This is a genomic window from Rhodothalassium salexigens DSM 2132, from assembly GCF_004341375.1.
Classification (GTDB): Bacteria; Pseudomonadota; Alphaproteobacteria; order Sphingomonadales; family Rhodothalassiaceae; genus Rhodothalassium; species Rhodothalassium salexigens.
Window position 1 is genome coordinate 1 of sequence record NZ_SLXO01000006.1, and the last position, 24670, is coordinate 24670.

Consider the following 24670-nt stretch of genomic DNA (forward strand, 5'->3'; position numbering starts at 1 on the left):
GCGGCGCCGGCTCATCGTTCCTCCTCTGCAATGAGGAAAAACGTGAATCACAAAACTGACGACAAAGGAATCCCGTTTATGAGTTTATGGCCTAGATCTGCAAGCAGATATACTTCTCCTCCAGATACTCCTCGATGCCCTGATGGGCGCCTTCGCGGCCCAGACCGGACTGTTTGATGCCGCCAAACGGCGCCACCTCGGTGGAGAACAGGCCGGTATTGATACCGACGATACCGCTCTCCAATGCCTCGGCGATGCGATAGACTCGGCCCAGATCGCGCACAAAGGCATAGCTCGCCAGACCGAACTCGGTGTCATTGGCCAGGGCGACGCCTTCCATATCGTCGCTGAAGCGCACCACCGGCGCCAGGGGCCCGAAGGTCTCCTCGCGGAAGAACTGCATCTCCCGGGTGGCCCCGGCCAGCACGGTGGGGGCGAAATAGGTGCCCTCCAGGCCGTCATGGCCGCGACCGGCCACCATCTCGGCGCCCTTGGCGGTGGCGTCGTGCAGGTGGCTCTGGACCTTTTCCAGGGCCGCCTGGTTGATCAGCGGGCCGATGTCGGTGGCGTCCTCGGTGCCGGGGCCGACGCGCAGCGCGCCCGCCTTGGCGGCCAACTTCTCGACGAACTGGTCGTAGATGCGATCCTGCACCAGGACCCGGTTGGCGCACACGCAGGTCTGGCCGGCATTGCGGAACTTGCTGGCGATGGCGCCGTCGACCGCGGCGTCCACATCGGCGTCGTCGAAGACCAGGAACGGCGCGTTGCCGCCCAACTCCAGGCTGATCTTTTTCACCGTGTCGGCCGACTGGCGCATCAGCAAGCGGCCCACCTGGGTCGAGCCGGTGAAGGTCAGCTTGCGCACGTCGCCGCTGTGGGTGAGCGTGGCGCCGATCGTCTCGGGCTCGCCGGTGACCACGTTGAACACCCCCGCCGGCACGCCCGCGGCCTCGGCCAACTGGGCCAGCGCCAGCGCGGTGAACGGCGTGTCCTCGGCCGGCTTGGCGACCATGGCACAGCCGGCGGCGAGCGCCGGGCCGGCCTTGCGGGTCAGCATGGCGGCGGGGAAGTTCCACGGCGTGATCGCCGCGACCACGCCCACCGGCTGCTTGATCACCATCAGCCGCTTATCGGCCTGGTGGCCCGGGATCGTCTGGCCGTAGACGCGCCGCGCCTCTTCGGCGAACCAGCGCAGGAAACTGGCGGCATAAGCCACCTCGCCGCGCGCCTCGCGCAGCGGCTTGCCCTGTTCGGCGGTCATCATCTGCGCCAGGTCTTCGGTCGCCTCGACCATCAGGTCGTGCCAGCGCATCAAGATGTCGGCGCGCTCCTTGGCGGTCTTGGCGGCCCAGCCGGCCTGCGCGCCCTTGGCCGCCTGGATGGCGCGGTCGGTCTCCGCCGCCCCCATGCGCGGCACCCGGCCCAACACGGCGCCGGTGGCCGGGTTGACCACGTCGAAGGTGGCGCCGTCGTCGGCATCGGTCCACTGCCCGTTGATGTATGCTTTTTGCTGGAATAAGCTTTGATTGGACAACTTCATCCGCTTCTGGTCCCTTTCTTGGCGGGTTTCCATGCGCCGGGGATGCTTGGCATCGCCGGGCACGGCAATCCCCGCAGACATGAGGCCGGAACGCCCTGTGTGCAAGTCACTTAGCGTCCTATCCCTCGTGACCGGAGCCAGAAGCCCCATGGACGATCCCCGCCGCCAGAGCGCCCAGCCCGACTATGACGCCTTCGCCCCTCTGCTCGATGGGCCCTGGTACACCGACGAGCATCGCGCCTTTCGGGAGTCGGTCCGGCGCTTCGTCGAGGCCGAGATCAGCCCCCATGTGGACGCCTGGGACGAAGCCGGCGCGTTCCCGCGTGAATTGTACAAGAAGGCCGGGCAGATGGGCCTGCTCGCGCTCGGCTACCCCGAGGAACTCGGCGGCGTCGAGGCCGATCCGTTCTTCGCCCTGATCCTGCAACAAGAGGTGGCACGTGCCGGCTCGGGCGGTGTGCCGGCGAGCCTGTTCTCCAGCGGCATTTCGATGCCGCCGGTGGCCCATTTCGCCCGCGATGCGGTGCGCCGGACGGTGGTGCCGCAGGTGCTCGCCGGCGACAAGATCGCCGCCCTCGCGGTCACCGAGCCCGGCGGCGGCTCCGACGTGGCCAATCTGCGCACCACCGCGCGGCGCGACGGCGACGACTATGTGATCAACGGCGAGAAGACGTTCATCTCGTCGGGCATGCGCGCCGATTATCTGACCGTGGCGGTGCGCACCGGCGGCGAGGGCGCCGGCGGCATCTCGCTGTTGCTGGTCGACGGCGACGCACCGGGGCTCGCCCGCACGGCGTTGAAAAAGATGGGCTGGTGGTGTTCGGACACCGCGACGCTCTATTTCGACGATGTCCGGGTGCCGGTCGAGCGGCTGGTGGGCAAGGAGAACCAGGGCTTCCATGCCGCCATGGTCAATTTCAACGGCGAACGTCTGTCGCTGGCGGCGTTGTGCAACGGCTTCGCGCTGGTGTGCCTGGAAGAAGCGGTCAACTATGCCCGCCAACGCCACACCTTCGGCCGGGCGCTGATCACCCGCCAGGCGATCCGCCACAAGCTGGCGACCATGGCCCAGCGCATCCGCGCCACCCAGGCCTATATCGAGCGTACCGCCTGGGCCATGGGCGAGGGCCGCCAGCCGGCCGCCGACATCGCGTTATTGAAAAACCAGGCCACCGAAACGCTGGAGCATTGCGCACGCGAGGCGGTGCAGATCTTCGGCGGCGCGGGCTATCTGCGCGGCGCCAAGGTGGAGCGCATCTATCGCGAGGTCCGCGTGATGGCGATCGGCGGCGGCGCCGAAGAGATCATGCGCGACCTGGCCGCCAACCAGTTGGGGTTCTAAAGGCGCAACCCCGGGCGCGGCTCACCATACCCGTCGCGCCGTGCCGGAGGGTTCACCGCCGCCGTCATCGCGACCGCCAGCGACGCGACCTGATCGCCGCTGGCGGTCGTCCCTGCGGGTGCCCGTGTGGGCGGCGGCGGGGGCGGTCGGCTGTCGGCCGCCAGGCGTTTCGCTGGCGCTCGCCACGACCGCGTGGGCGGCGAACGGGGCTTGAAGCGCCGGCATGGCGGTGGCCACCGGGCCGGCATCGGCGGCCGGAACAAGCGGACCATGCGCGGCCTGTGCCATGGCCCTTGTGAGGCGGCAGCGGGGCGCTTAGGTCTGCCGGCCAGTTGCTCCTTCCCGTCTCCTTCCCGCCGGATCCTGCCATGACCGACCGCATGCGACCGCTTCTGGTCCTGACGATCATCCTCGGCCTGGGCTTCACGGGCGTGTTCATCAAGCTCGCCGCGCCGGTGTCGCCCGCCAACCTGTTCGCCACCCGGTCGCTGATCAGCTTCGCGCTGTTCGCCCTGGTGATCGGCCTGTCGCCGGCGCGGCGGCTGGTGCGCGTCGACCGGCGCAGTTGGACCTATGCCGGGCCCGGCGTGCTGCTGGCCTGTTATTACTATTTCGCCGCCGTGGCGTTCCAACAGGCGCCGGTGGCCGTGGTGTCGCTGATCCTGGCCACCGCGCCGGTGTTCGGCACGCTCTACGGCGCCATGTTGGGCCACGCGCCCGGGCGCTGGCACTATCTGGGCATGGCCCTGTGCCTCGCCGGCCTCGCCGTCACCGTCAGCCCCGACCTGGCAGCGCCGCCCGCCACCGGCCCGGCGACCACGCCCGCCGGGCTCGCCGCCGCGCTCGCCTCCGCTGCGGGCCTGGCCGGCTACGGCTTTCTCAGCCGGCGCCTGACCCTGCCCGGCGGCGCCGCCGGCGACGTGACCTTGGTGATCTATTCGCTGTTTGGGGCGAGCCTGCTCGGCCTGGTGGCCCTGGCGCCGGGCGAACTGGCCGCGATCAGCGCCGAGCGGCCGACCACGCTGGTGTGGCTGTTGGGATTGTCGGTGGTGGCGACGCTGGTGCCGACGGTGGCGCTGGCGCTGTTGTCGCAGCGGGTGTCGCCGGTGAGCCTGCCACTGACCAACCTGCCGGTCCCCCTGGTCGCCGCCCTGGTGGCGTTCCTGGTGTTGGGCGAGGCGCTGCCGGCCACCTTCGTGCCCGGCGCGGGATTGGTCGTCGTGGGGCTCTATTTCCTGGTCGTGCACCCCGCGCGCCGGACGCGCGGGGGCGGTTGAGCCGGTGACCGGCCGGGCCGGGCCAAGGCGGCCCGGCGTGAGCGAGAGGCCCGGCGGGCGTCAGTCGGCCTTGCCCGAGACCATGCGGGTCAGGGTCGCGTCGCGCTCGACGAAGTGGTGCTTGAGCGCCGCGCCCACGTGCAGCACCAGCGCCGCGATCACCAGCAGGCTGACGGCGAAGTGCGCGGTCTCGGTCGCTTCGTGCAGCGCCGGCGCCTTTTCGGCCATGGCGGGGATGGTGAACAGGCCGAACACGTCGACCGGATAGCCCGCCGACACCGACATCAAGATGCCCGAGGCCGGGATCACCACCATGCCGGCCAGCAGCACCCAGTGAATGGCATGGCCGAGCTTGGCCTGGGCCGGCGTGGTGCCGGGCACCGGGGCGGGAAAGCCCTGGCGAATGCGCCAGAACACCCGCCACAGCACGAACAACAGCACCAGCGTGCCGATCGCCTTGTGCATGCCGATCAGCGGAAACTTGACCGAATTGTCCAGCTCCACATTGCCGAGCACCATGCCGACGCCCAGCAGCGCGATGATCGCCACGGCGGTGATCCAGTGGTTGACCCGGGAAACCAGATCGTAGGTGGTCACGTTATTACGTTTCATTCTTAATATCCTCGTGTCGCGTCAGTGATCGGTGACAGCAAGCTATGTATCGCTCCAGCGGCCGCGAAGCAATTGATTCCGCGGTCGCACGGGGGCAGGATGCGACCAATTTCCTAGAGCTCTCATCGACCGACCGGGGTCCGCGCACGGCGCCCGGATCGGCCGAAAAGGGCTCTTGGGGCCCCGGTCCCGAGAGCGTCCGTGCCACCGGGTCGACCACCATGGCCGGCCGACCCGATGGCGCGCGCTCCGGCCATCCACTCCCCTTCTACGAACGAGGTGTCGCGTGCCCGTCGCTCCGCCTGCCGCGCTCGACGTGCTCAAGTCGGTGTTCGGCTATCCCGCCTTCAGGCCCGGCCAGGATGAGATCATCGCGCGGCTCATCGCCGGCACCCATTGCCTGTGTGTCATGCCCACCGGCGCGGGCAAGTCGCTCTGTTATCAGATCCCGGCGCTGATGGCGGACCGCCCGACCGTGGTGGTGTCGCCGCTGACCGCCTTGATGGACGACCAGTCGGCCGGGCTCGAAGCCGCCGGGGTGCCGGTGGCGGCGATCCATTCCGGGCGCGCCTGGCAGGACAATGCCGACGCCTGGCGCGACGTGCGCGCCGGGCGCATCAAGCTGATCTATCTGTCGCCGGAAAAGCTGATGAGCGCGCGCATGCTCGACGCGCTGCGGCCGCTCGACCCGGCCATGTTCGTGGTCGACGAGGCGCACTGCATCTCCAAATGGGGCGCGCAGTTCCGCCCCGACTATGAACAGCTCTCGCGGCTCAAGGAGCTGTTCCCACGCGCCACCCTGGCCGCCTTCACCGCCACCGCCGACGCCGCCACCCGCGACGACATCGCCGCCAAGCTGTTCGCCGGCCAGGGCGAGGTGATCGTCCACGGCTTCGACCGGCCGAACATCTTCCTCGCCGCCGAACCCAAGCGCCCCGGCTTCGACCAGTTGTTCGACTATGTGCGCGCCCGGCCCGGCCGGTCGGGTATCGTCTACTGCCTGTCGCGCAAGCAGACCGAGGCGGTGGCCGAAGCACTCAACCGCGCCGGCATCCCAGCCCTCGCCTATCACGCCGGCATGGCGGCCGACGAACGCCGGGCGGCCCAGGAACGTTTCATGGCCGAGCCGGGCCTGATCATGGCCGCGACCATCGCCTTCGGCATGGGCATCGACAAGGCGGACATCCGCTATGTGTTCCACCTCAACCTGCCGAGCAGCATGGAAGCCTATTATCAGGAGATCGGCCGGGCCGGGCGCGACGGGGCGCCGGCCGAGGCGATGATGCTGTTCTCGCCCGGCGACATCGCCCAGCGCCGCCGGTTCATCGAAGAGGGCGGCGGCGACGACGACCATATCCGCCGCGAACACCAGCGCCTCGACGCCCTGGTCGCCTATGCCGAGGCGACGCGCTGCCGGCGCTCGACCCTGTTGGCCTATTTCGGCCAGAGCCTCGACGGCGACGACCCCGAGGCCGCCACCGCGCCGGCGCGCTGCGGCCATTGCGACCTGTGCCTGGACCCGCCGCGTCTGGTGGATGCCACGCGCGAGGCGCAGATGCTGCTGTCGGCCATGGTGCGCACCGGCGAACGCTATGGCGCCAGCCATCTGATCGACATCGTCACCGGCGCCGAGACCCAGAAGATGCGCGACAGCGGCCACGACCAATTGCCCACCTATGGCGTCGGCAGCCACCTGCCCAAATCGGCGTGGACGGCGTTCGCGCGGCAACTGATCTCGGGCGGGCTGGCGCACCAGGACGTGGCGCGCTTCGGCGGCCTGAGCGTCACCCCGGCGGGCTGGGCGGTGCTGCGCGGCCAGGAGACCTTTTCGTCGCGGCAACTGACGCCGCCCAAGCGCCGGCGCGACGCGCCCCGCCCGGCCGCCGACGAGGCCGCGCTCGACCCCGCCGAGGCCGAGCTTCTCAAGGCGCTCAAGGCCAAGCGCAAGGAGTTGGCCGCCGAGCGGTCGGTGCCGGCATTCGTGATCTTCCCCGACGCCACGCTCGCCGACATGTGCCGGCGCAAGCCCCAGACCCTCGACGACCTGGCGCTGGTCAGCGGCGTCGGACCGAAGAAGCAGGCCGAGTTCGGCGCGACCTTCCTGGCGGTGATCCGCGCAGGCGCCTGACGTTGCCGGGCGTCGGGGCGAGGCCTGGCGTCAGGGCTGGGCGGCGCGGGCGGCGGCGGCCGGCGGCGCCCACGCGCCGGCGTCGAGCGCGCGCAAGGTGACCGCGGCATCGGTGAAGTCGGAGAAAATGCCGTCGATGCCCAGGGCATAGAGCCGGCGCAATGCGACGCGGCCGTCGGCGGCCCATGGCGGCACCTGGTCCAGGCGATGGGTCCACGGGTGCACCGCCAGCCCCGCCGCGTGGGCGCGCGCCACGAAGCCCGTGTCGGCACCAGTGGCGTCGACCAGCAGCGCCTCGGCCGGGCCGACGCCGTCAGCCACCGCCGCCGCCCGCTCAAGCGACACACTGGGCCGGACCGTGCCGTCGGCGCCGGTCACCGGATAGACCAGCACGATCAACGGCCAGTCGCTCGCCGCCTTGAGCCGGTCGAGGATCTCGGGTTCGAACGACTGGATGAACACCGGCACCCGACCGGGCAGCGCCTCCAGGGTCGCCAAGGCGTCGAGCAGCGGCTGCGCCATGTCGAGCCCGCGCGCGGCGAAGTGGCCGGGATGCTTGGTCTCGGGGTAGACGCCCACCGGGCGGCCGCGCCGCGCGCTCTCGCCGGCGGCCAGGCGCAGCACCTCGGCGAAGCTGGGGATCTCGTAGCGGTCGTCATGGTCGCGCGCACGGCCGGGAAACGCCTGGCGCGCCCTGAGCGTCTTGATCTCGGCGAGGCTGAAATCGTCGACGAACCAGTCGGTGCGGTCGCCGCGCGTGGTGCGCCGGTCGGCGAACTCGGGCCGGTCGGCCACGTCGGTGGTGGTCGAGAGATAGCTGTCGTGGCGGACCACCAGATGGCCGTCGCGGGTCATCACCAGGTCGGGCTCGATAAAGTCGGCGCCGAGCTCGATGGCCAGCGCATACGCCTCCAGCGTGTGTTCGGGCAGATAGCCGCTGGCGCCGCGATGGGCGATCACCAGCGGCGCCGCCCCGGTCAGGGTCGGATACGGCCAAGACCCGCCCGAACCTTCATAATCCTGTGCCATCACCATCATACCCGCAGCCCACAGCCCGAGCCCCCCGAGCCAGTATCCAAGCTTGCCCATCGTCGTCGCCTCCAATCCGCCGCAGACCAAGACAAACAGCCTGGAGTTGCGACTTTTTTTCCTTCTGCTAGGGTGCCGCGCTGCCCTGCGAGCCGCAAGCGAAGACCCTGTGACAGTGCGAAAACGGCTGAAAACAAGGGCTCTAAACTCCGAGACCGCTATACAAGGCGGCAATCTTCGGTTAGGGGAGCGGTTCAAGTCATGGCCCGTCGGATTATGACCGTCTGTTGAAACGATCCGTCCGACGTCGCGCCAGACGCCTTTTTCCCCCTTGATTGGAGTGTGTGCAATGCCTGAAGGCACGGTCCCCGTTTCCGGTCTCCACGCACGGATCGACAGCGCCATCGATCGGGCCGTCGACTGGTCGGCGGCACGCCAGACGCCTGAGGGCTATTGGATGGCGCGGGTCGACACCAATGCATGCATGGAAGCGCAATGGGTGCTGGCGCTGTGGGTTTTGAACCAGGACGACCACCCGATCATGCCCGGGCTGGTCAAGGGGCTGCTGGACCGCCAGCGCGACGACGGCAGTTGGGAGATTTACCACCAGGCGCCGGCCGGCGACATCAACACCACGGTGGAATGCTATGCCGCGCTGCGCACCGCCGGGCTGGCCGCCGACGACGCGCGCCTGGTACGCGCCCGCCACTGGATCGAGGCGCGCGGTGGCCTGCGCGATATCCGCGTGTTCACCCGCTACTGGCTGGCGCTGATCGGCGAATGGCCGTGGCGCAACACGCCCAACCTGACGCCCGAGGTGGTCTTTATCCCCCATGAGGGCATCCCGTTCCTGTCGCGCTTTTCGATTTATAACTTCGCCTCCTGGGCACGCGCGACCATGATGCCCTTGACCGTGCTGAGTGCCCGGCGCTTTGCACGGCCGTTGCCCGCCGACCGGCGGCTGGACGAGTTGTTCCCCGAGGGCCGCGAAAAGTACGACTTCGGCTACAAGCGCAATCCGCCGGTGGTCTCGTGGGAGCGGTTCTTCCTGGGCACCGACCGCATGCTGCACAAGTTGCAGGACATGGGGCTGGGCTTACGCCGGGAGACCGCGATCCGCCGGGTCATCGACTGGATCATCGACCACCAGGACGCCGACGGCGTCTGGGGCGGCATCCAGCCGCCGTGGATTTACGGCCTGATCGCCCTGCACGCCGAGGGCTATGGCCCCGACCACCCGGTGATGCGCAAGGGCCTCGACGCGCTCGATGACCCGCGCTGGGCATTCGAGCGCGACGGCGGGGTCATCGTCCAGGCCACCGTGTCGCCGGTGTGGGACACGCTGCTGACCCTGCAGGCCTTCCAGGAGACCGGCCAGGACGAGGCCCAGATCGACCGGGTCGAAAAGGCGGTCGACTGGCTGATGTCCCGGGAGGTGCGCACCGCCGGCGACTGGAGCGTCAAGATCAAGGGCGTCGAGCCCGGCGGCTGGGCGTTCGAGTTGGAGAACGCCCACTATCCCGACACCGACGACACCGCCGTGGCGATCATGGTGCTGGCGCCCTATCGCGACCACCCGCGGTTCAAGGACAGGGGCATCGGCGCGGCGGTGGACCGGGCGATCGCCTGGCTGCGCGCCATGCAGTGCTCGAACGGCGGCTGGGGCGCGTTCGACAAGGACAATGACGACCCGTTCCTGACCAAGATCCCGTTCTGCGACTTCGGCGAGGTGCTCGACCCGCCGAGCGTCGACGTCACCGCCCATATCCTCGAAGCGTTCGCGGTGGCGGGCTACGGCACCGACGACCCGACCGTGCAGCGGGCGCTGAAATTCCTGTGGGACCAGCAGGAAAGCGACGGTTCCTGGTGGGGCCGCTGGGGCGTCAACTATGTCTATGGCACCGGCGCGGTGTTGCCGGCCCTGGCGCGCATCGGCGTCGACATGCGCGACGAGCGGGTGTTGAAGGCGGCCGACTATCTGGCCGCCACCCAAGACGCCGACGGCGGCTGGGGCGAGACCTGCGCGAGCTATATGGACCCGTCGCTGTCGGGCAAGGGCGAGGCGACGGCGTCGCAGACCGCCTGGGGGCTGATGGGCCTGCTCGCCGTCGGCCGCGGCCAGGACCGCAAGGCGGTCGAACGCGGCGTCGGCTATCTGCTCGACAGCCAGCAGGACGGCTCGTGGCATGAAGACCAGTACACCGGCACCGGCTTTCCGGGCTATGGCGTCGGCAAGCTGATCGACCTCAAGAAGGACAAGCTCGAAGACGACCTCAACCAGTCCACCGAGCTCAGCCGCGGCTTCATGATAAACTATCACATGTATCGCCACTATTTCCCGATGACCGCGCTCGGTCGGGCCAAGGACTATCTGCGCCGGACGCCCAACGAGCCGGCGGCCGACGCCGCCTGACCGGGCGCGTCACCGGACGCCTTTCAGACCTTGCGAAGCCGGGCGCCTCCTGCGTCCGGCTTCGTACGTTTATCGGGGGGCCATCGGCGGCCGGGCGACCCGAGGCTATTTGAGCGCCCGCACCCAGTCGATCAGCGCCTGTTGTTCGGGCGTCGGGTCGGGCGGCATCTGGCGCACCGCCCAAACCAGGTCGCGCAGCGTGTCCACGTCCGACAAGGGGTTGAGCAGAAACGGCGCGCCGACGCCGGCCTCGCCCATACGCCGGGTCAGGTCGGCCAGCGTCTCCGGCACCGAATAGCGGGTTTCGGTCCACACCGGGGCCGGCATCTCCATCCGGCCGCCGAACAGATAGAAACCGCCATCCTCGGCCGGGCCGATCACCGGGCGCGCGCGCGCCTCCATGACGAACCAGACGGCGTGCAGCATGGCCGAGGTGAGTTGCGGCGTGTCGGCGCCCAACAGCACCGCCCGGCCGTGCTCGGCGCACAGATGATGGTAGATGCGCGCCATGCGCAGACCCAACTCGCCGCGCCCGCACGGCCGGGTCTCGAAGTCCTGCCACAAGGGGTCTTTGAGCCCCTTGCGTTCGACCACATACCAATAGGCGCGCCAGTCGGTGCGCACCTCCAGAAACTCAGCGACCACCGACTGCACCGCCTTGACCGACAGGCGAAAGAACGCCTCGGCACGGTCGGTGCCCAAATCGGCGGCAAGCCGGGTCTTGACCGGCGACAGACCGGGCGTCTTGACGAGTATCGCGATGGCCCCGGCCATGGCAGCTCCGAACGACGGCGATGAAGGGCGCACCCGGAACGGCGGCGCGCCCAGTCAGGCGAGACCCGGCCAAACCTGACGAGACCCGACAAGACCCAGCGAGGCCCGGCGTGGCCCGGCGCGGTTTGGTCAGCGCCGGCGCCGGTTGCGCCACCAGGCGGGCAGCGCCTGACCGACCATGCGATATTGAAAGCGCGCGGTGGTGGCAAGCCATCCCTCGTCGGCATAGCGCCGGGCGCTGGTCACCAGCCGCACGCCGACCGGCCGCACCCGCACGCCCAAGCCGCGCGCGCGCCAGACGAACAGGTGATCCTCGCCGCAGGCCACGTCCTCGGGGAAACCGCCGACCACCTCGAACAGCGCCCGGTGCAGGCTCAGCCCCTGGTCGCCATAGGGCAGCCCCAGCAGCCGCGACCGCGCATTGGCCCCCCAGGCGTTGAGCCGGGTCAGCGCCGGGCCGTCGTCGTCGAACGCCAGGTCGAAATAGCGCAGCGCCAGCGGGTACCGGCGGATCGAGCGGCGCAGCGCGTCGGGCGCCTCATAGCCGAGCCGGGTGTCGGCGTGCAGAAACCACAGATGGCGGCCGTGGGCGTCGGCGGCCCCGCGGTTGAGCGCGTCGGCCCGGTTGCGGCCGGCCGACACGATCACCTCCATGTCGGCGGCGCGATGGGGTTCGAGCGCGTCGAGCAGCCGCTCCAAGCGATCCTCGCCGTCACGCGCGGGGATGATGACGCTGATATGGGGCGGCCGGGCGGTCATGGCATGGAGCCGGGGCGCGCCGTCGCCGCGACGACCGCTGCCCCCGCTTGCTCACGCGCCGACGCCGCCCCGTCCGCCCGGCCCCTCGCCCGCCCGGGCGGGGGGCTTTGCTGCCCTCTCCCGCCGCGCGGGAGCGGCGGGAGGCGGCACGCCTCAGGCTTCAGCCAGCACCGGCTGGCCCGGCCGCACGCGGTAGCGCGGGCCGGCGATCGCTTCATAGCGTTGCGCCTTGACCGTGGAGACATAATGAAACTGGGTCTCGGCCATGTCGGGGCGCAGGGTCAAGACCGCATAACCGCGCCGGTGGGCGTCCAGATAGACCAATTGCTCGTTGCGCGACACCAGCGCCTGTTCGAGCATGGCGTGGGGCAGGCCCAGATAGGCTTCCATGCCCGGCGACGACACCGACGCGGTGCCGAACTCCACCGCCACCGCTTGGCCCTCGGCGTCGGCCAGGTTGAACGCCCAGGCATTGTGGGTGTCGCCGGCGAGCACCAGGGCGTTGGCGCCGGTCTGCCGGATCGCGTCATAGACCCGCTCGCGCGCCGCGGGGTAGCCGTCCCAGGCGTCCATGTTGCGCGGCAGATCGGCCTCGGACAATTGGTTCATCACCGCCAGGTCGGCGCGGGTCACCGGGCTGTCGGCGGGCAGGTCGACGCTGTCGGGGTCGATCGGGGGCGGCACCACGCGGCCCATCAGCACCTGCTGGCCCAACACCTGCCACGGCCGGCCGGCGCCCCGCGACCGCGCCAGTTCTTCGCGCAGCCACGCCTCTTGCTCGGCGCCGAGCATGTGGCGATCGGCCCGCCCCAGCACCTCGGTGCGGAAGCGCTCGGCGTCGGGCAGGAACTGCACCCCTTGGGGCAGGTTTTGCGGGTCGAGCGCCTGGATGCGCGCGAAGTCGGTGATCGGCGTCAGGCCGTCCTCGGTCGTCTCGAACGGCACCGGGATCGTGCGCTTGACCGCGTCGGACAGGCGCCGGGCCTCGTCCGGGTCGGGCACCGCGCGCGGCGCGTCGGGGTTCGAGAAATCGAACACCATGCTCTGATAGACCATGTCGGTGCGCAGGCTGAGCTGCGGGTCGCGGCCGATCAGCCGGGTGTCGAGCATGATCAGCGTCGCCAGGCCGCCGAAGTCGAAGCTGCGATAGGTGCGCGCCGGGTCGGCGCCGTCGGCGGGGTCGCGGATCGGCATCCATTCGCGATAGGCCTGCACTGCTGCCGCCCGGCGCTCGGCCCAGCCGCCTTCGCTGTCGGGCTGGTGGTTCTGCGCGCCGGTCCAGTGGGCGTTGTTGGCCAGTTCGTGGTCGTCCCACACGGCGATGAACGGATAGCGCGCGTGCACCGCCTGGGCGTCGGGGTCGCTTTTGTACAGCGCGTGGCGCTGGCGATAGTCGTCCAATTGCACCAGCTCGTGGGCCGGCACCACCTGGCGCCCGGCCGCGACGATGGCGGGGTCGGCATAGCCGCCGGCCGGATACTCATAGAAATAATCGCCCAGGTGCAACACCGCGTCCAGGTCGCCGCGCCGCGCCAGTTCGCGATAGACGTGGAAATAGCCTTGCGGATAGTTGGAGCACGACACGAACGCCAGCACCACTTCCTCGACGCCGCCGCCGGGCAGCGTCTTGGTGGTGCCGGTGGGGCTGACCACGCCGCCGGTCTGGAACCGGTAGTAATAGGTGGTGCCGGGCTTGAGGCCCTGAGCGTCCACCTTGACGGTGAAGTCGCGTTCGGGCCCGGTGGTCATCTCGCCCGAGGCCACCAGGGCGCCGAAATCGCGGTCCAGCGCCACCTGCCAGCGCACCGGCACCCGGTCGGGACGCGGGTCTTGCGGGGTCACCCGGGTCCACAGGATCACCCGGTCGGCCAGCGGGTCGCCCGAAGCGACGCCATGGTCGAAGCGCGCCGGCGCCGCCCCCATGCAGCCAGTCAACGCCACCGTGCCCGCGCCGAGGCCGACGCCACCCACGAACCCGCGCCGGGTCCAGCCCTTGCCCTTGGTTGTGCTCATCATTGTTCTCCTTGGTCGGAAGCGATCCGCCGTCCGGCGGTCAGTAATTGGCCCGCAGTTCGATGCCGAAGAAGCGCGGCGCGCCCTGGATGAAGGTGGGCGTGCCGAAGGTGCCGCCGGTGTTGCCCGCGTCGATGATGTACTCGGCATTGTTCAAGTTCGACGCAAAGCCGGTCACCTCCCAGCGGCCGTCAGCGGTGCCCACACCGGCCTGAAGGTTGACCAGATTGACCGGCCCTTCCGACAGGGGCAAGCCCGCGATCGGCCGGTTTTCCTGTTCGAAGAACACGCTCGACCGGTGCGTCCAGCTCAGCGTGCCGAACACCCGCCAGCGATCCAGCACCACCCGGTCGACGGTCGCCCCGGCCGAGGCGGTCCAGCGCGGTTGCAGGCGGAAGCGGGTGCCCGCGAAGATGCCGTTCTCGTCGTCGTCGTCGATCTGGCCCTCGGTATAGGCGACGGTGGAGAAATAGCTCAGCCAGTCGGTCAGCCGGCCCGACAGCGCGCCTTCGACGCCGATATTGTTGGCGTCGCCGGCGGTCACGGTCTCGAAGCCGTCGGGCGTGTTGATGGTGGTCTGGAAGTCCTGATAGGCCTGATAGAAGACCGCCGCTTCGATCACCGCGCGACCGTCGGCCAGGTCGGCCTTCACGCCGCCTTCATAGTTCCACAGAATTTCGTCGTCGATAATCTGGGTGGCGGCGATCAACCGGCCCTGGGCGTCGCGGGTGGGGTCCACCTGGACCACCGGGCTGCGCCGGCCGCGGCCGATGGTGACATAGGCGTTGACGTCGTCGGTGAACCGATAGAGGGCGTTGAAGCGGCCGACCACGGCGTCGAACGAACGCTTGTCGGTGACCTCGACGCCGCCGGTGTCGATCGGGAACAAGGCCCCGATAAGCGGTTGCAGCGCCGCCACGCTGGCATCGGGCACGTTGGTGAAGGCGCCGCCCTGCCGGCTTTCGTGGATATAGCGGATGCCGCCGGTCAGTTCCAACCGGTCGAACAGGGTGTAGGAGCCGTCGAGGAACACCGAGAAGGTGTCGAGATTGGCGGTGTTGGTGAACGAGGCGGCATAGGGCACGGCGACGCCGGCGCCGCTGTTGACCGGCACCGGCAGGCCGAAGCTGGGGCTGCCCGGCACGAAGTCGATGCGGTTGATCGAGGCGTCGGCGTTTTGACAGAAGGGCTGGATGCGCAGTGCGTTGATCTCGTACTGGCTCGCGGTCGCGGGGTCGGCGAGGAGGGCTGGATTGTTGTTCGGGTTCGGCGTCACGCAGGCCGCCAGGATGCTTTCGTCGGTGCTGAACGGCACGCCTTGTTCGCCGTTTTCGTGGAAATAGTTGACGCCCACGAAGCCGGCGAAGGGGTTGCCGCCGAGCGTGCCGTCATAGTTGAGGCGGAATTCCTGGCTGACCGATTCGCCGGTTGCGTCCTCGCCGAACTCCAGCAGGAAGGCCGGCGAACCGTCGGCGTCGAACACCTCCAGGCTGTCGAAGTTCAGATAGCCGGTGACCGACGACACCGAGATCGCGTCCGACACTTGCCAGTCGGCGGTCAGGTTGAGCGTGTAGCGCTCGCGGTCGAGGCCCAGCTCGTCGCCCAGCACCTCGCGGCTGAACGGGCTACCGCCCAGTTCGGCGAAGCTGAACGGGCTGGTGTCGCCGCCGGTCGGGCGCAGCACGCCGGACTTGAACGCGGTCGCCGGCGGCGTTTCCTTCTGATAATTGGCCACCAGGTCGACGGTCAGGTCGTCGGTGGGCGTGAACCGCACCGACGGGCGGATCGCGAAGATGTCGAGCCCGTTGAGGTCGCGCACCGCCGGGCCGTCGGGCGTCTGGCTGTCGGACGTGCCGGCGATGTTGTCCACGAAGCCGTCGCGGCGCCGGTAGGACACCGCCAGGCGCCCCTGCACCCAGTCATTGCCGCCGGTGATGTGGCCGCGCGCCTTGACGAAATCATAGTTGCCGTAGCTGAGTTCGGCGCTGGCGCCCAGTTCCTGTTCGGGCTTGGCGGTGATCACGCTGACCGCGCCGACCAGCGAGGCGGTGCCGAACAGGGTCGCCTGCGGTCCCTTGACCACCTCGATGCGCTCCAGGTCATAGAGCTCGAACTGCGAGCCGCGCGAGCGGCTGACGTCGAAGCCGTTTTCGTAAATGGTCACCCGCGGGGCGATCTGGCTGTCGCCGCTGTCCGAGGTGATGCCGCGGATCACGAACGCCGGGTTGTTGGGGCTTTGCTCCTGCACCACCAAGCCCGGCGTGAAGTCGGACAACTGGTCGAATTCGGAGATCCGCAGGGTGTCGAGCGCGTCCTGGTCGAACGCCGACACGGTGATCGGCACGTCGAGCGCCGACTGCGTCCGCTTCTGCGCGGTGATCACCAATTCTTCGATCACCCGGGCATCGTCGCGCGCCGTCTGCGCGGCGACCGGGGCCGCGACAAGGGCCAGCGCCGACAGCGCAGTGGACGACAGAACGGCATGGCGAACAAGACAAGCAGACAAACGCATCGGGCGGTCCTCCGAACAGATGGGTATCGTTGAGGGTCGGGCGGCGCGGTACACGCCGATTGGTTCGGTGCCGATTACGCACGCGGGTCGCCCACCCGCATGTCGAAACGATGAATTTTTGTTGACAGCATCACCGGGTAATCCAACCGAGAAAGGCGCGCGTAGATTGTACACAATGAACACAAAAAAGGCTTGCCCTGCGGCTGCCCAGCGTTTATATCAAAATCTTGTTGTTAGGGGGCCGCAGTCAGGCGACCTCCTTATCCGAGTGGTGTACAAAAATGCTTCAAAACCTTTGCTCAGAGCAGGATGCCCTGCTGTGCCTGTGGCACGAACAGTGCTCGTTTTTTCGATTTCCTGCGCAACAGGATTTCGGTCTTCCGCAATTGCAACGCTGGCTGCCGCATCTGGCGTTCATCACGCTACGACCGACGCGTGCCAAGCGGCTGCTGGTGCAGCGCTCGGGTCTGCGGGTCGATGCCGCCCATGGCACGGCGGCGGCCGGCCGGTTCTGGGAAGACCTGGTCCCCGGGAAAGCGCGCGACGAGGCCCTGCGCCCGTTCTATCTGTCGCTGTTCTCAGGTCGGCCGGTATGCGCGCAAAGCAGCGCCGGCACCTTCGCCAACACCGACCGCGCCAAGGATGTGTTGATCCTGCCGTGCCGCAGCACCGACAGCGGGCGCAATGTGGGCATGTTCGTGGCCGCCGTATACGACAGCCCGTCGGCAGGCATGTCCGATGACGGGGCGACGCAAACCCTGGCCTACGACACGCCGAACTTGTCTCAAGCCACGCTTCATGCTGTGTTCTGATCTCGTCGACCAAACGGGATCGAGAGGGCGATGGACCCCTGGTTGCTGGCCGGCTCCGTGCTCGGCATCGCCTTACTGGTAGCGATGAACTGGGCGCTCGGCCATTGGCAGGGCGCCCGGATTGACGATGGCCAGGCGGCCGCCGCGCGCTACGCCCGCGACCATTGGGACGACCGGATCGACGATGTGGTGGTCGACCGATCCGGCCGGCTGGCGCTTCTGTGGCTCAATGGCGGGGCGGCGCTCGGTCTGGTACAGACGCTGGGCGACCGGATGGTCACCCGGCGCCTCACCGCCGACGCCCTGCGTTCGCCCGACCGCTCTGCAACCGCCGCCCCCCTGCCCGCCCCTCCGGCAACCGCCTTGAGCGAGCGCTCGGGTGCGCCTACACTCCATCTGCGTATCGCCGACCTGTCGCGGTCCCGCTACAGGCTGGTCCTCGACGACCGGGCCGAAGCGGTCCGTTGGGCCGACCGCCTCGATAGAATGGCGGCGGCCGCAGCCGACCGACCGCACAAGGGCGCCAGCGGCGCGCCCCCGGGTGCCGGACCGGCCCGCTGAGCCGCGCGGCGCGGGGACCATTGGGGCGGTCGCGGGAGGGTACCGGCGGGTGGCCGGCGACGTCGGGCCACACAGTCGGCCGGGCCGAACAGTCTGGGGAGGGAGACAGGCATGACATTGGCGCCATGGCCCAATCCGGTCGACTATGCGATCCCGGTGTTCGTGCTGTCGATCCTGGCGGAAATGCTCTATGGCCGGCTGACCGGGCGGGTCAGCCACGAACCCCGCGACAGTTTGACCAGCCTGACCATGGGGCTCGGCTCGACCGTCGCCGGCGCGCTGTTCGCCGCCGCCATCTTCACCGTCGGCGCCTTCGTCTGGCAGCATTTCCGCCTGCTCGACATCCCGCGCACCTGGTGGGCGCTGGTCATCGCCTTCGTGCTCGACGACCTGCGCTACTATTGGTTCCACCGGCTGTCGCACCGGGTGCGCTGGTTCTGGGCCAGCCATGTGATCCACCACAGCTCGCAGCACTACAATCTGACCACCGCGCTGCGCCAGACCTGGACCGGCTTCTTCTCGGCCACCTGGGTGTTCAAGCTGCCGCTGTTCCTGATCGGCTTCGACCCGGTGTTGATCGCCTTCGTCGGCGGGCTCAACCTGATCTATCAGTTCTGGATCCACACCGAGGCGATCGACCGCCTGCCGCGCTGGGTCGAGGCGTTCTTCAACACGCCGAGCCATCACCGGGTCCATCACGCCACCAACCCCGACTATCTGGACGCCAACTATGCCGGCACGCTGATCGTCTGGGACCGCATGTTCGGCACCTTTGTGCCCGAGCGCCGGGAGGAGCCGTGTCGGTACGGCATTGTACACAACCTGGCCAGTTTTAACCCCCTCATCGTCGCCTTTCACGAGTGGATCGGGTTGATCCGCGACCTGGTGTCGGCGCGCTCCTGGCGCGACCGGCGCGGCTATGCCTTCGGGCCGCCCGGCTGGTCGCCCGACGGGTCGCGGCTGACCACCGACACGCTCAAGGCCCGATGGGCACAGCATCGCCGGGCCCTGAGCGGGCCGCGCAAGGCGCCCGTCGCCGACGGCACCGCATCGCCCACCTCCCGCCAACCGGAGGCCGCAGAATGACCACCACCGCCCCCGACCAGCAGATACCGCGAACGGCCAGTTCGGGCTCGCCCTATGAAACGATCATCGGCTTTTCACGCGCCATCCGCCGCGGCCCGCATATCTGGCTCGCCGGCACCGGCCCGTTGGACCCCCAAGGCAACACCGCCTGCCCGGGCGACGGCTACGGCCAGGCGCGGCGTTGTCTGACGATCCTGGTGGAGGCGTTACACGCCCTCGACGCGCGGGCGGAGGATGTGGTGCGCACCCGCCTGCTGGTCACCGACATGAGCCGATGGGAAGAGATCGCCCGCGCCCATGGCGAGGTGTTCGGCCGAATTCGACCCGCCGCCACGTTGGTCGGGGTGGCGGCGCTCGCCCGGCCCGATTGGCTGGTGGAGATCGAGGCCGAAGCGTTCATCGAGCGGGCCTGAGAGCGCCGCCCGGAGACAGAACCGGGCTCAGACGGGGCCGACGGAGACCGCTGACCACGAACCGCGACCCGGACATGGCGTTGCACAAGCGTTCCCGAACCCGGCATTCTGGCACCAAACATTCCGGCGCCAAGCGCCTGGGTCAGCGGGCGCGCCCTCCGCCCCCCTGACGGGCAGACGACTGGTCGCCCGCTCCTATGCTTGCCTCCGGGCTGGGCTCTGAAGACCCTGGCGCATCGATGCGGCGTTGGCGGGCGCGCCACCAATCGAAGCCGGCGCCGAGCCACAGGCCCAAGCCGCCCCCGAAACCTGCGCCCACGCCAGCCACGCCGGCCAGATTGCCGATCAGCGCGCCGCCGATCAGGCCGGTGAAGATGAACACCCCAAGGGCGCTCATCTCGCCGCCGCGGCGGGTCGCCCAGATCGTGAACGCGATGCCCAGCGCCCAAAACAACAGCAACGGATACAGCAGCATGGTCGCTCCTTTCGCTGCCACCAGCGTGTAACAGAGCCGGCCGCGTCGGACCACCGCTTTCGCCCGCCGTGCACCGGCCTGCGCGCCCCTGCGGCGATATCGCCCGGCTGTGTTTTGGCTTGCAAGGACGCCGCCCGGCGGCCAAGGTGCGCGCCGGTCGCAGCAGACGAGGACGCCGCCTTGATCCACCTTTTGCACGACTTTCTGGTCATCGTCGGACGCTATGCGATCAGCGCCTTCGCCGCCATCGGGCGGCTGAGCGGCTTTGCCGGCAGCGCGCTGAGCCACATCGTCCGTCCGCCGCTCTATCTGGGCCTGACCGGCCGGCAGATGCTGTCGATCGGCTATTTCTCGCTGCCCGTGGTGGGTCTGACCGCGCTGTTCACCGGCTCGGCGCTGGCCCAGCAGGTCTATATCGCCTCGACCCGGTTCAACGCCGAAAGCGCGGTCGCCAGCGTCAATGTGATCGCCATCGTGCGCGAGTTGGGCCCGGTGCTCGGCGGCTTGATGGTCGCCGGCCGGGTGTCGTCGGCGATGGCCGCCGAATTGGGCACCATGCGGGTCACCGAACAGATCGACGCGCTGACCACCCTGTCCACCGACCCGATGAAGTATCTGGTCGTCCCGCGCCTGATCGCCGCAGTGGTCACCCTGCCGCTTCTGGTCATCGTCGCCAACACCATCGGCGTGTTCGGCGGCTTTGTGGTGGCAACCCAGCGGCTCGGCTTCAACGCGGCGAGCTATCTGCAGGTCACCGTCGACTATCTGGAAGCCTCGGACGTGATCTCGTCGCTGGTCAAGGCGGCGGTGTTCGGGCTGATCATCGCCATGATGGGCAGCTATCACGGCTATCACAGCCGCGGCGGCGCGCAGGGCGTCGGCCGGGCGACCACCAATGCCGTGGTCTCGGCGTTTATCCTGATCCTGCTCGCCAACCTGATCATTACCGTGATGGTGTTCGGCACATGACCATGCCCCAACCGAAAGCCCGCCCCGACACCGACACCGGCCCCGCGGCCAAGATCCGCCTCGACGGCGTGACCAAGCGCTTCGGGGCCAAGACCGTGCTCGACGGCCTGAGCGTCGCGGTCGGCGAGGGCCAGAGCCTGGTGATCATCGGCGGCTCGGGCTCGGGCAAGTCGGTGACCTTGAAATGCATCCTGGGGCTGTTGCGCGCCGACGCCGGCCATATCTGGGTCGACGGCCAGGACGTCACCACCATGTCGGAGCGCGAGCGCAAAACGATGCTCAAGCGCTTTGGCATGCTGTTCCAGGGCGCGGCCCTGTTCGACAGCCTGCCGGTGTGGGAGAATGTCGCCTTCGGGCTGATCCAGGGCCGCGGGGTCAAGCGCCGCGACGCGCGCGACATCGCCATCGACAAGCTGGCGCGCGTCGGCCTCGCCGCCGATGTGGGGGCGCTCTTTCCCGCCGAATTGTCGGGCGGCATGCAGAAGCGCGTCGGGCTGGCCCGCGCCATCGCCACCGAGCCCGAGATCATCTTCTTCGACGAGCCGACCACCGGGCTTGACCCGATCATGGCCGACGTGATCAACGACCTGATCGTCGAGTGCGTGCGCGACCTGGGCGCCACCACCATTTCGATCACCCACGACATGGCGTCGGCGCGCAAGATCGCCCATACCATGGCGATGATCTATCACGGCCGCATCATCTGGTCGGGACCGGCAGCCCAGATCGACCAGAGCGGCAACGACTATGTGGACCAGTTCATCCACGGCCGCGCCGAAGGGCCGATCCGTATGGAAGTGCTCAAGGGCTGAGGCGGCGCCCTTTGCGGGCCGGCCGTCACGGCGCGCGCCGCGACACCGGGCAACCGCCGCCGAGCCGTGGACGCCGACCCGTGGACGCCGCCCCCGGGCCCGGGCCGCGCTCCGGCGGCCAGCGTCCATGACGGGCCGCACGGCCTTGTGCCGATGCGGGCACCCCGCCCCCCATGCCCACCGCCCGAGGACACCATCATGCCCCAGGTTTTCGACAGCCCGTTCGCCGGCGTGCCGCTGTCGCAACAGGTCACCAACCCGAACATCTCGGTCGGCCGCTACAGCTATTATTCGGGCTATTATCACGGCCACGGCTTCGATGACTGCGCGCGCTATCTGGCGCCCGACCGCGACGATGTGGACCGGCTGATCATCGGCAGCTTCTGTTCCATCGGCAGCGGCGCCGCCTTCATCATGGCCGGCAATCAGGGCCACCGCGCCGATTGGGTCAGCACCTTCCCGTTCTTCTATGCCGGCGGCGGCGATTTCGCCCACGCCCGCGACGGCTTCGAGCGCGCCGGCGACACGGTGGTCGGCAACGATGTCTGGATCGGCACCGAAGCCATGATCCTGCCCGGCCGGCGCATCGGCGACGGCGCCATCGTCGCCAGCCGCGCCGTGGTCACCGCCGACGTGGCCCCCTATACCGTCGTCGCCGGCAACCCCGCGCGGGTGATCCGTCAGCGCTTCACCGACGACGAGATCGCGCGGCTGCGCCAGATGGCATGGTGGGATTGGCCGCTCGACCGCATCCAGGCCGCCATGGCACTATTGTGCGCGGGCGATGTGGCGGGCCTTTACCGCCATTGGCAGCAAACCACATAGCACCCCGTCGGCCGGCTCGGTCCTTGGCGTTCTTCAACCCAAAGATGGTTAAACAAGGCGGTCACCCAAAGCGCCGCGCAGCCCAAGTCCGCCCTCGCCGGGGCCGCTCGGCCGCGCCGCACCCGCTTTCGCTTAGCGGCTTATTTTTCATAACTTTAGCCCTATAGACTTGACTTTATTTACTTAAAAAAGCAGCGCCCGACATCTCGGCGCTGGCCCCAGTCATTTCTGAACAAAGACCAAAATTACCCTTATCCATTAGGCGGATCTTAAACTATCCGGCGACAAGCTGTTTTCAGCCTCGCTCCGTGCGGCACAAAATCGCCCGTTGCGTGTATTTTCATGTTTTTTCCACTGCCGACCGTCGGCGCCTCGGAGACCGTCCATGAAACAGATGACAATCCGTAAGAAACTGATTGCTGTCTTTGTCGTCATTTTCGCGCTGACCTGCTTGCAAGGCTTGTTTTCCATCAACCGCTTGGCCGCGGTTAACCATGCCTCCACGGTGATCACCGAGAACTGGCTGCCAAGCGTCGACCTGATCGGCCGTATCAACACCCTGACCAGCGACTATCGGATCGCCCAGGGGACTCATGTTATGAACACCGATGCTGCCGAAATCCGCGACGCGGAGACCGCTCTGACCAAGGTCGACGACCTCATCCGCGAACGCAGCGAAGCCTATGAGCGGCTGATCTCGTCGGAAGAGGAACGCTCGCTGTTCATGCTGTTCCGCGACAAGTGGGCCGATTATCGGCGGATCAACGAGACGCTGTTTTCGCTGTCCCGGCAGAACCGAAACGAGGAAGCCGCCGCTTTGTTCCGGGGCGAGTCGCTCACCGTGTTCGAGGAGGCCAGCGCGTTGCTGGTCGAGTTGATTACCTTGAACGATGCCAGCGCCAAGCAGGCCAGCCGGGACGGCGACGCCATGTACGCCATGTCGCGGTTGTTGATCATCGTCATGGTGCTGGTCGGTGCCCTGGTCGCGGGCGGGGCGGGATGGTTGATGATCCGGGAAATCTCGATGCCGATCCTGTCGATGACCGGCGCCATGAAGACGCTGGCCGACGGCGACAAGACCGTCGACATTCCCGGCCACGACCGGACCGATGAGATCGGCTCCATGGCCCAGGCGGTGCTGGTGTTCAAACAGAACATGATCGAGGCCGAGCGACTGGAGGCCCAGGAAGCCGAGGCCCGCGCCGAAGCGCAGCGGCGTGCCCAGCAGGAGGCCGAGGCCGAGCGCGCCCGGCATGATCGCGAGGCTGAAGAGCGCGCGCGCGAGGCCGAACGCGCGCAGGCCCTGGCCGACCTGACCCAGACCTTCGACCAGGACGTGACCACGGTGCTGCGCTCGGTCACCCAATCGGCCGGCGACATGCAGAACACGGCCAAAGCCATGACCGGCAAGGTGGAAGAGACCAAACAGCAAGCCACCACCGTGGCGGCGGCCTCCGACCAGGCGGCCAGCAATGTCCAAACGGTGGCAAGCGCGGCCGAGGAACTGTCCTCGTCGATCAACGAGATCTCCCGCCAGGTGGCAGATGCCGCCAGCGTCGCCAACAAGGCGACCGAGGAGTCGGGCCGCACCAACGACAAGATCCAGGGCCTGGCCTCGGCCGCCCAGGAGATCGGCGACGTGGTCGGGCTGATCAACGACATCGCCGCGCAGACCAACTTGCTAGCCTTGAACGCCACGATCGAGGCGGCGCGCGCCGGCGAGGCCGGCAAGGGCTTCGCGGTGGTGGCGTCCGAGGTCAAGAACCTGGCCATGCAGACCGCCAAGGCCACCGAACAGATCGGCGGCCAGATCACCGACGTGCAGACCGCGACCCACGACGCCGTGGTGGCGATCCAAACCATCGGCCAGACCATCGACCAGATCAATGAAATCGCCAGCAAGATCGCCAGCGCGGTCGAGGAACAGGGCTCGGCGACCCAGGAGATCGCGCGCAATATCCAACAGGCATCGGCGGGCACCAGCGAGGTGTCGGCGACCATCGTCGGCGTGACCCAATCGGCCGACGCCAACGGCGCCTCGGCCGAACAGGTGCTCGCCGCCTCGCAAGACCTGTCGCAACAAGCCGACACCCTGCGCCACAAGGTCGAGACCTTTCTCACGGCGGTGCGCAACACCTGAGCCGCCGCGCGCCGCCCCCTATCGGTTTTTCTTGGCACACCCCGGAGTAGCCCGCCCTGGATCGCCGCCCCTTGGACCGGTCCGGGGCGGATCGGCAGGGGCGGGCCGCCGCTCCGACGGAAGCGGCGCCCGGTTCATGCACCCCTTTTCAGACCGCCGGCCAGCTGCTAAGCGGAAC

The 24670-nt window shown here is 68.5% G+C and carries 20 protein-coding genes; 12 read left to right on the forward strand and 8 right to left on the reverse strand.

Translation table 11 applies throughout. The features are described from left to right. Positions 1 to 91 precede the first annotated feature (91 nt). Positions 92 to 1540, reverse strand: a complete 1449-nt coding sequence (locus tag EV659_RS08815; RefSeq protein ID WP_132708514.1) for an NAD-dependent succinate-semialdehyde dehydrogenase — start codon at positions 1538 to 1540, stop codon at positions 92 to 94. Between the two features lie 148 nt (positions 1541 to 1688). Between EV659_RS08815 and EV659_RS08820 the strand changes: the two genes are divergently transcribed. Both EV659_RS08820 and EV659_RS08825 read left to right on the forward strand, forming a co-directional pair. Then, positions 1689 to 2882, forward strand: a complete 1194-nt coding sequence (locus EV659_RS08820) for an acyl-CoA dehydrogenase family protein (protein ID WP_132708515.1) — start codon at positions 1689 to 1691, stop codon at positions 2880 to 2882. Between the two features lie 368 nt (positions 2883 to 3250). Next, positions 3251 to 4159, forward strand: coding sequence for a DMT family transporter (locus tag EV659_RS08825; RefSeq protein WP_132708516.1), 909 nt, complete (start codon positions 3251 to 3253; stop codon positions 4157 to 4159). 60 nt (positions 4160 to 4219) lie between these two features. Here EV659_RS08825 and EV659_RS08830 read toward each other — a convergent pair whose 3' ends face one another. Further along, entirely contained in the window at positions 4220 to 4771 is a 552-nt protein-coding gene (locus EV659_RS08830; RefSeq protein WP_132708517.1) for a cytochrome b, read from the reverse strand. 286 nt (positions 4772 to 5057) lie between these two features. On the opposite strand from EV659_RS08830, the gene recQ reads away from it, so the two are divergent. Then, on the forward strand, positions 5058 to 6899 hold the full coding sequence (gene recQ / locus EV659_RS08835) for a DNA helicase RecQ (RefSeq protein WP_132708518.1): 1842 nt from the start codon (positions 5058 to 5060) through the stop codon (positions 6897 to 6899). Between the two features lie 30 nt (positions 6900 to 6929). Here the strand turns inward: recQ and EV659_RS08840 are convergent, their stop codons facing one another. Continuing rightward, positions 6930 to 7988 carry a glycerophosphodiester phosphodiesterase family protein gene (locus tag EV659_RS08840; protein ID WP_165878804.1) on the reverse strand — a complete coding sequence of 353 codons (1059 nt, stop codon included), beginning with the start codon at positions 7986 to 7988 and terminating at the stop codon, positions 6930 to 6932. Between the two features lie 289 nt (positions 7989 to 8277). Here EV659_RS08840 and shc point away from each other — a divergent pair, with 289 nt between their 5' ends. After that, positions 8278 to 10341 (forward strand): squalene--hopene cyclase, encoded by a 2064-nt coding sequence (shc, locus tag EV659_RS08845; protein ID WP_132708520.1) that lies wholly within the window; start codon positions 8278 to 8280, stop codon positions 10339 to 10341. 105 nt (positions 10342 to 10446) lie between these two features. On the opposite strand, the gene EV659_RS08850 is transcribed toward shc, so the two are convergent. The 4 genes from EV659_RS08850 to EV659_RS08865 all read right to left on the reverse strand — a co-directional run bounded on the left by EV659_RS08850 (position 10447) and on the right by EV659_RS08865 (position 16399). After that, positions 10447 to 11115, reverse strand: a complete 669-nt coding sequence (locus EV659_RS08850) for a TIGR04282 family arsenosugar biosynthesis glycosyltransferase (protein ID WP_132708521.1) — start codon at positions 11113 to 11115, stop codon at positions 10447 to 10449. Positions 11116 to 11244: 129 nt separating this feature from the next. After that, entirely contained in the window at positions 11245 to 11874 is a 630-nt protein-coding gene (locus EV659_RS08855; protein WP_132708522.1) for a glycosyl transferase family 2, read from the reverse strand. A 153-nt stretch (positions 11875 to 12027) separates the two neighbouring features. Beyond that, a complete protein-coding gene (locus tag EV659_RS08860; protein ID WP_165878805.1) occupies positions 12028 to 13887 on the reverse strand; it encodes an alkaline phosphatase D family protein in 1860 nt (619 codons plus the stop codon). Between the two features lie 40 nt (positions 13888 to 13927). Further along, positions 13928 to 16399 carry a TonB-dependent receptor gene (locus tag EV659_RS08865; RefSeq protein ID WP_132708524.1) on the reverse strand — a complete coding sequence of 824 codons (2472 nt, stop codon included), beginning with the start codon at positions 16397 to 16399 and terminating at the stop codon, positions 13928 to 13930. A gap of 281 nt (positions 16400 to 16680) precedes the next feature. Between EV659_RS08865 and EV659_RS08870 the strand changes: the two genes are divergently transcribed. The 4 genes from EV659_RS08870 to EV659_RS08885 all read left to right on the forward strand — a co-directional run bounded on the left by EV659_RS08870 (position 16681) and on the right by EV659_RS08885 (position 19271). Then, positions 16681 to 17211: a hypothetical protein gene (locus tag EV659_RS08870; RefSeq protein ID WP_132708525.1), complete on the forward strand. Its 531-nt coding sequence runs from the start codon at positions 16681 to 16683 to the stop codon at positions 17209 to 17211. A gap of 30 nt (positions 17212 to 17241) precedes the next feature. Next, the gene (locus EV659_RS08875; RefSeq protein ID WP_132708526.1) at positions 17242 to 17772 is read left to right on the forward strand and encodes a hypothetical protein; all 531 of its coding nucleotides are present in this window, start codon (positions 17242 to 17244) and stop codon (positions 17770 to 17772) included. Positions 17773 to 17883: 111 nt separating this feature from the next. Continuing rightward, positions 17884 to 18858 (forward strand): sterol desaturase family protein, encoded by a 975-nt coding sequence (locus tag EV659_RS08880; RefSeq protein WP_132708527.1) that lies wholly within the window; start codon positions 17884 to 17886, stop codon positions 18856 to 18858. Further along, the gene (locus EV659_RS08885; protein ID WP_132708528.1) at positions 18855 to 19271 is read left to right on the forward strand and encodes a RidA family protein; all 417 of its coding nucleotides are present in this window, start codon (positions 18855 to 18857) and stop codon (positions 19269 to 19271) included. Before EV659_RS08880 ends, EV659_RS08885 begins: the two co-directional genes overlap by 4 nt. A gap of 142 nt (positions 19272 to 19413) precedes the next feature. Here the strand turns inward: EV659_RS08885 and EV659_RS08890 are convergent, their stop codons facing one another. Further along, positions 19414 to 19746 carry a hypothetical protein gene (locus tag EV659_RS08890; RefSeq protein WP_132708529.1) on the reverse strand — a complete coding sequence of 111 codons (333 nt, stop codon included), beginning with the start codon at positions 19744 to 19746 and terminating at the stop codon, positions 19414 to 19416. 180 nt (positions 19747 to 19926) lie between these two features. On the opposite strand from EV659_RS08890, the gene EV659_RS08895 reads away from it, so the two are divergent. The 4 genes from EV659_RS08895 to EV659_RS08910 all read left to right on the forward strand — a co-directional run bounded on the left by EV659_RS08895 (position 19927) and on the right by EV659_RS08910 (position 24492). Further along, a complete protein-coding gene (locus EV659_RS08895; protein WP_200287697.1) occupies positions 19927 to 20715 on the forward strand; it encodes an MlaE family ABC transporter permease in 789 nt (262 codons plus the stop codon). Then, positions 20712 to 21527, forward strand: coding sequence for an ABC transporter ATP-binding protein (locus EV659_RS08900; protein ID WP_200287699.1), 816 nt, complete (start codon positions 20712 to 20714; stop codon positions 21525 to 21527). Before EV659_RS08895 ends, EV659_RS08900 begins: the two co-directional genes overlap by 4 nt. 198 nt (positions 21528 to 21725) lie before the next feature. Further along, positions 21726 to 22352: a type B chloramphenicol O-acetyltransferase gene (gene catB, locus EV659_RS08905; protein WP_132708530.1), complete on the forward strand. Its 627-nt coding sequence runs from the start codon at positions 21726 to 21728 to the stop codon at positions 22350 to 22352. A 385-nt stretch (positions 22353 to 22737) separates the two neighbouring features. Continuing rightward, the gene (locus EV659_RS08910; protein ID WP_132708531.1) at positions 22738 to 24492 is read left to right on the forward strand and encodes a methyl-accepting chemotaxis protein; all 1755 of its coding nucleotides are present in this window, start codon (positions 22738 to 22740) and stop codon (positions 24490 to 24492) included. Positions 24493 to 24670 lie beyond the last annotated feature (178 nt).

Bases quoted from the DNA above. Each gene is read 5' to 3' on its own strand.
- EV659_RS08815 (WP_132708514.1), bottom strand. From the start codon at position 1,540: ATGAAGTTGTCCAATCAAAGCTTATTCCAGCAAAAAGCATACATCAAC.
- EV659_RS08820 (WP_132708515.1), top strand. From the start codon at position 1,689: ATGGACGATCCCCGCCGCCAGAGCGCCCAGCCCGACTATGACGCCTTC.
- EV659_RS08825 (WP_132708516.1), top strand. From the start codon at position 3,251: ATGACCGACCGCATGCGACCGCTTCTGGTCCTGACGATCATCCTCGGC.
- EV659_RS08830 (WP_132708517.1), bottom strand. From the start codon at position 4,771: ATGAAACGTAATAACGTGACCACCTACGATCTGGTTTCCCGGGTCAAC.
- EV659_RS08840 (WP_165878804.1), bottom strand. From the start codon at position 7,988: ATGGGCAAGCTTGGATACTGGCTCGGGGGGCTCGGGCTGTGGGCTGCG.
- shc (WP_132708520.1), top strand. From the start codon at position 8,278: ATGCCTGAAGGCACGGTCCCCGTTTCCGGTCTCCACGCACGGATCGAC.
- EV659_RS08850 (WP_132708521.1), bottom strand. From the start codon at position 11,115: ATGGCCGGGGCCATCGCGATACTCGTCAAGACGCCCGGTCTGTCGCCG.
- EV659_RS08855 (WP_132708522.1), bottom strand. From the start codon at position 11,874: ATGACCGCCCGGCCGCCCCATATCAGCGTCATCATCCCCGCGCGTGAC.
- EV659_RS08860 (WP_165878805.1), bottom strand. From the start codon at position 13,887: ATGAGCACAACCAAGGGCAAGGGCTGGACCCGGCGCGGGTTCGTGGGT.
- EV659_RS08865 (WP_132708524.1), bottom strand. From the start codon at position 16,399: ATGCGTTTGTCTGCTTGTCTTGTTCGCCATGCCGTTCTGTCGTCCACT.
- EV659_RS08870 (WP_132708525.1), top strand. From the start codon at position 16,681: ATGCTTCAAAACCTTTGCTCAGAGCAGGATGCCCTGCTGTGCCTGTGG.
- EV659_RS08875 (WP_132708526.1), top strand. From the start codon at position 17,242: ATGGACCCCTGGTTGCTGGCCGGCTCCGTGCTCGGCATCGCCTTACTG.
- EV659_RS08880 (WP_132708527.1), top strand. From the start codon at position 17,884: ATGACATTGGCGCCATGGCCCAATCCGGTCGACTATGCGATCCCGGTG.
- EV659_RS08885 (WP_132708528.1), top strand. From the start codon at position 18,855: ATGACCACCACCGCCCCCGACCAGCAGATACCGCGAACGGCCAGTTCG.
- EV659_RS08890 (WP_132708529.1), bottom strand. From the start codon at position 19,746: ATGCTGCTGTATCCGTTGCTGTTGTTTTGGGCGCTGGGCATCGCGTTC.
- EV659_RS08900 (WP_200287699.1), top strand. From the start codon at position 20,712: ATGACCATGCCCCAACCGAAAGCCCGCCCCGACACCGACACCGGCCCC.
- catB (WP_132708530.1), top strand. From the start codon at position 21,726: ATGCCCCAGGTTTTCGACAGCCCGTTCGCCGGCGTGCCGCTGTCGCAA.
- EV659_RS08910 (WP_132708531.1), top strand. From the start codon at position 22,738: ATGAAACAGATGACAATCCGTAAGAAACTGATTGCTGTCTTTGTCGTC.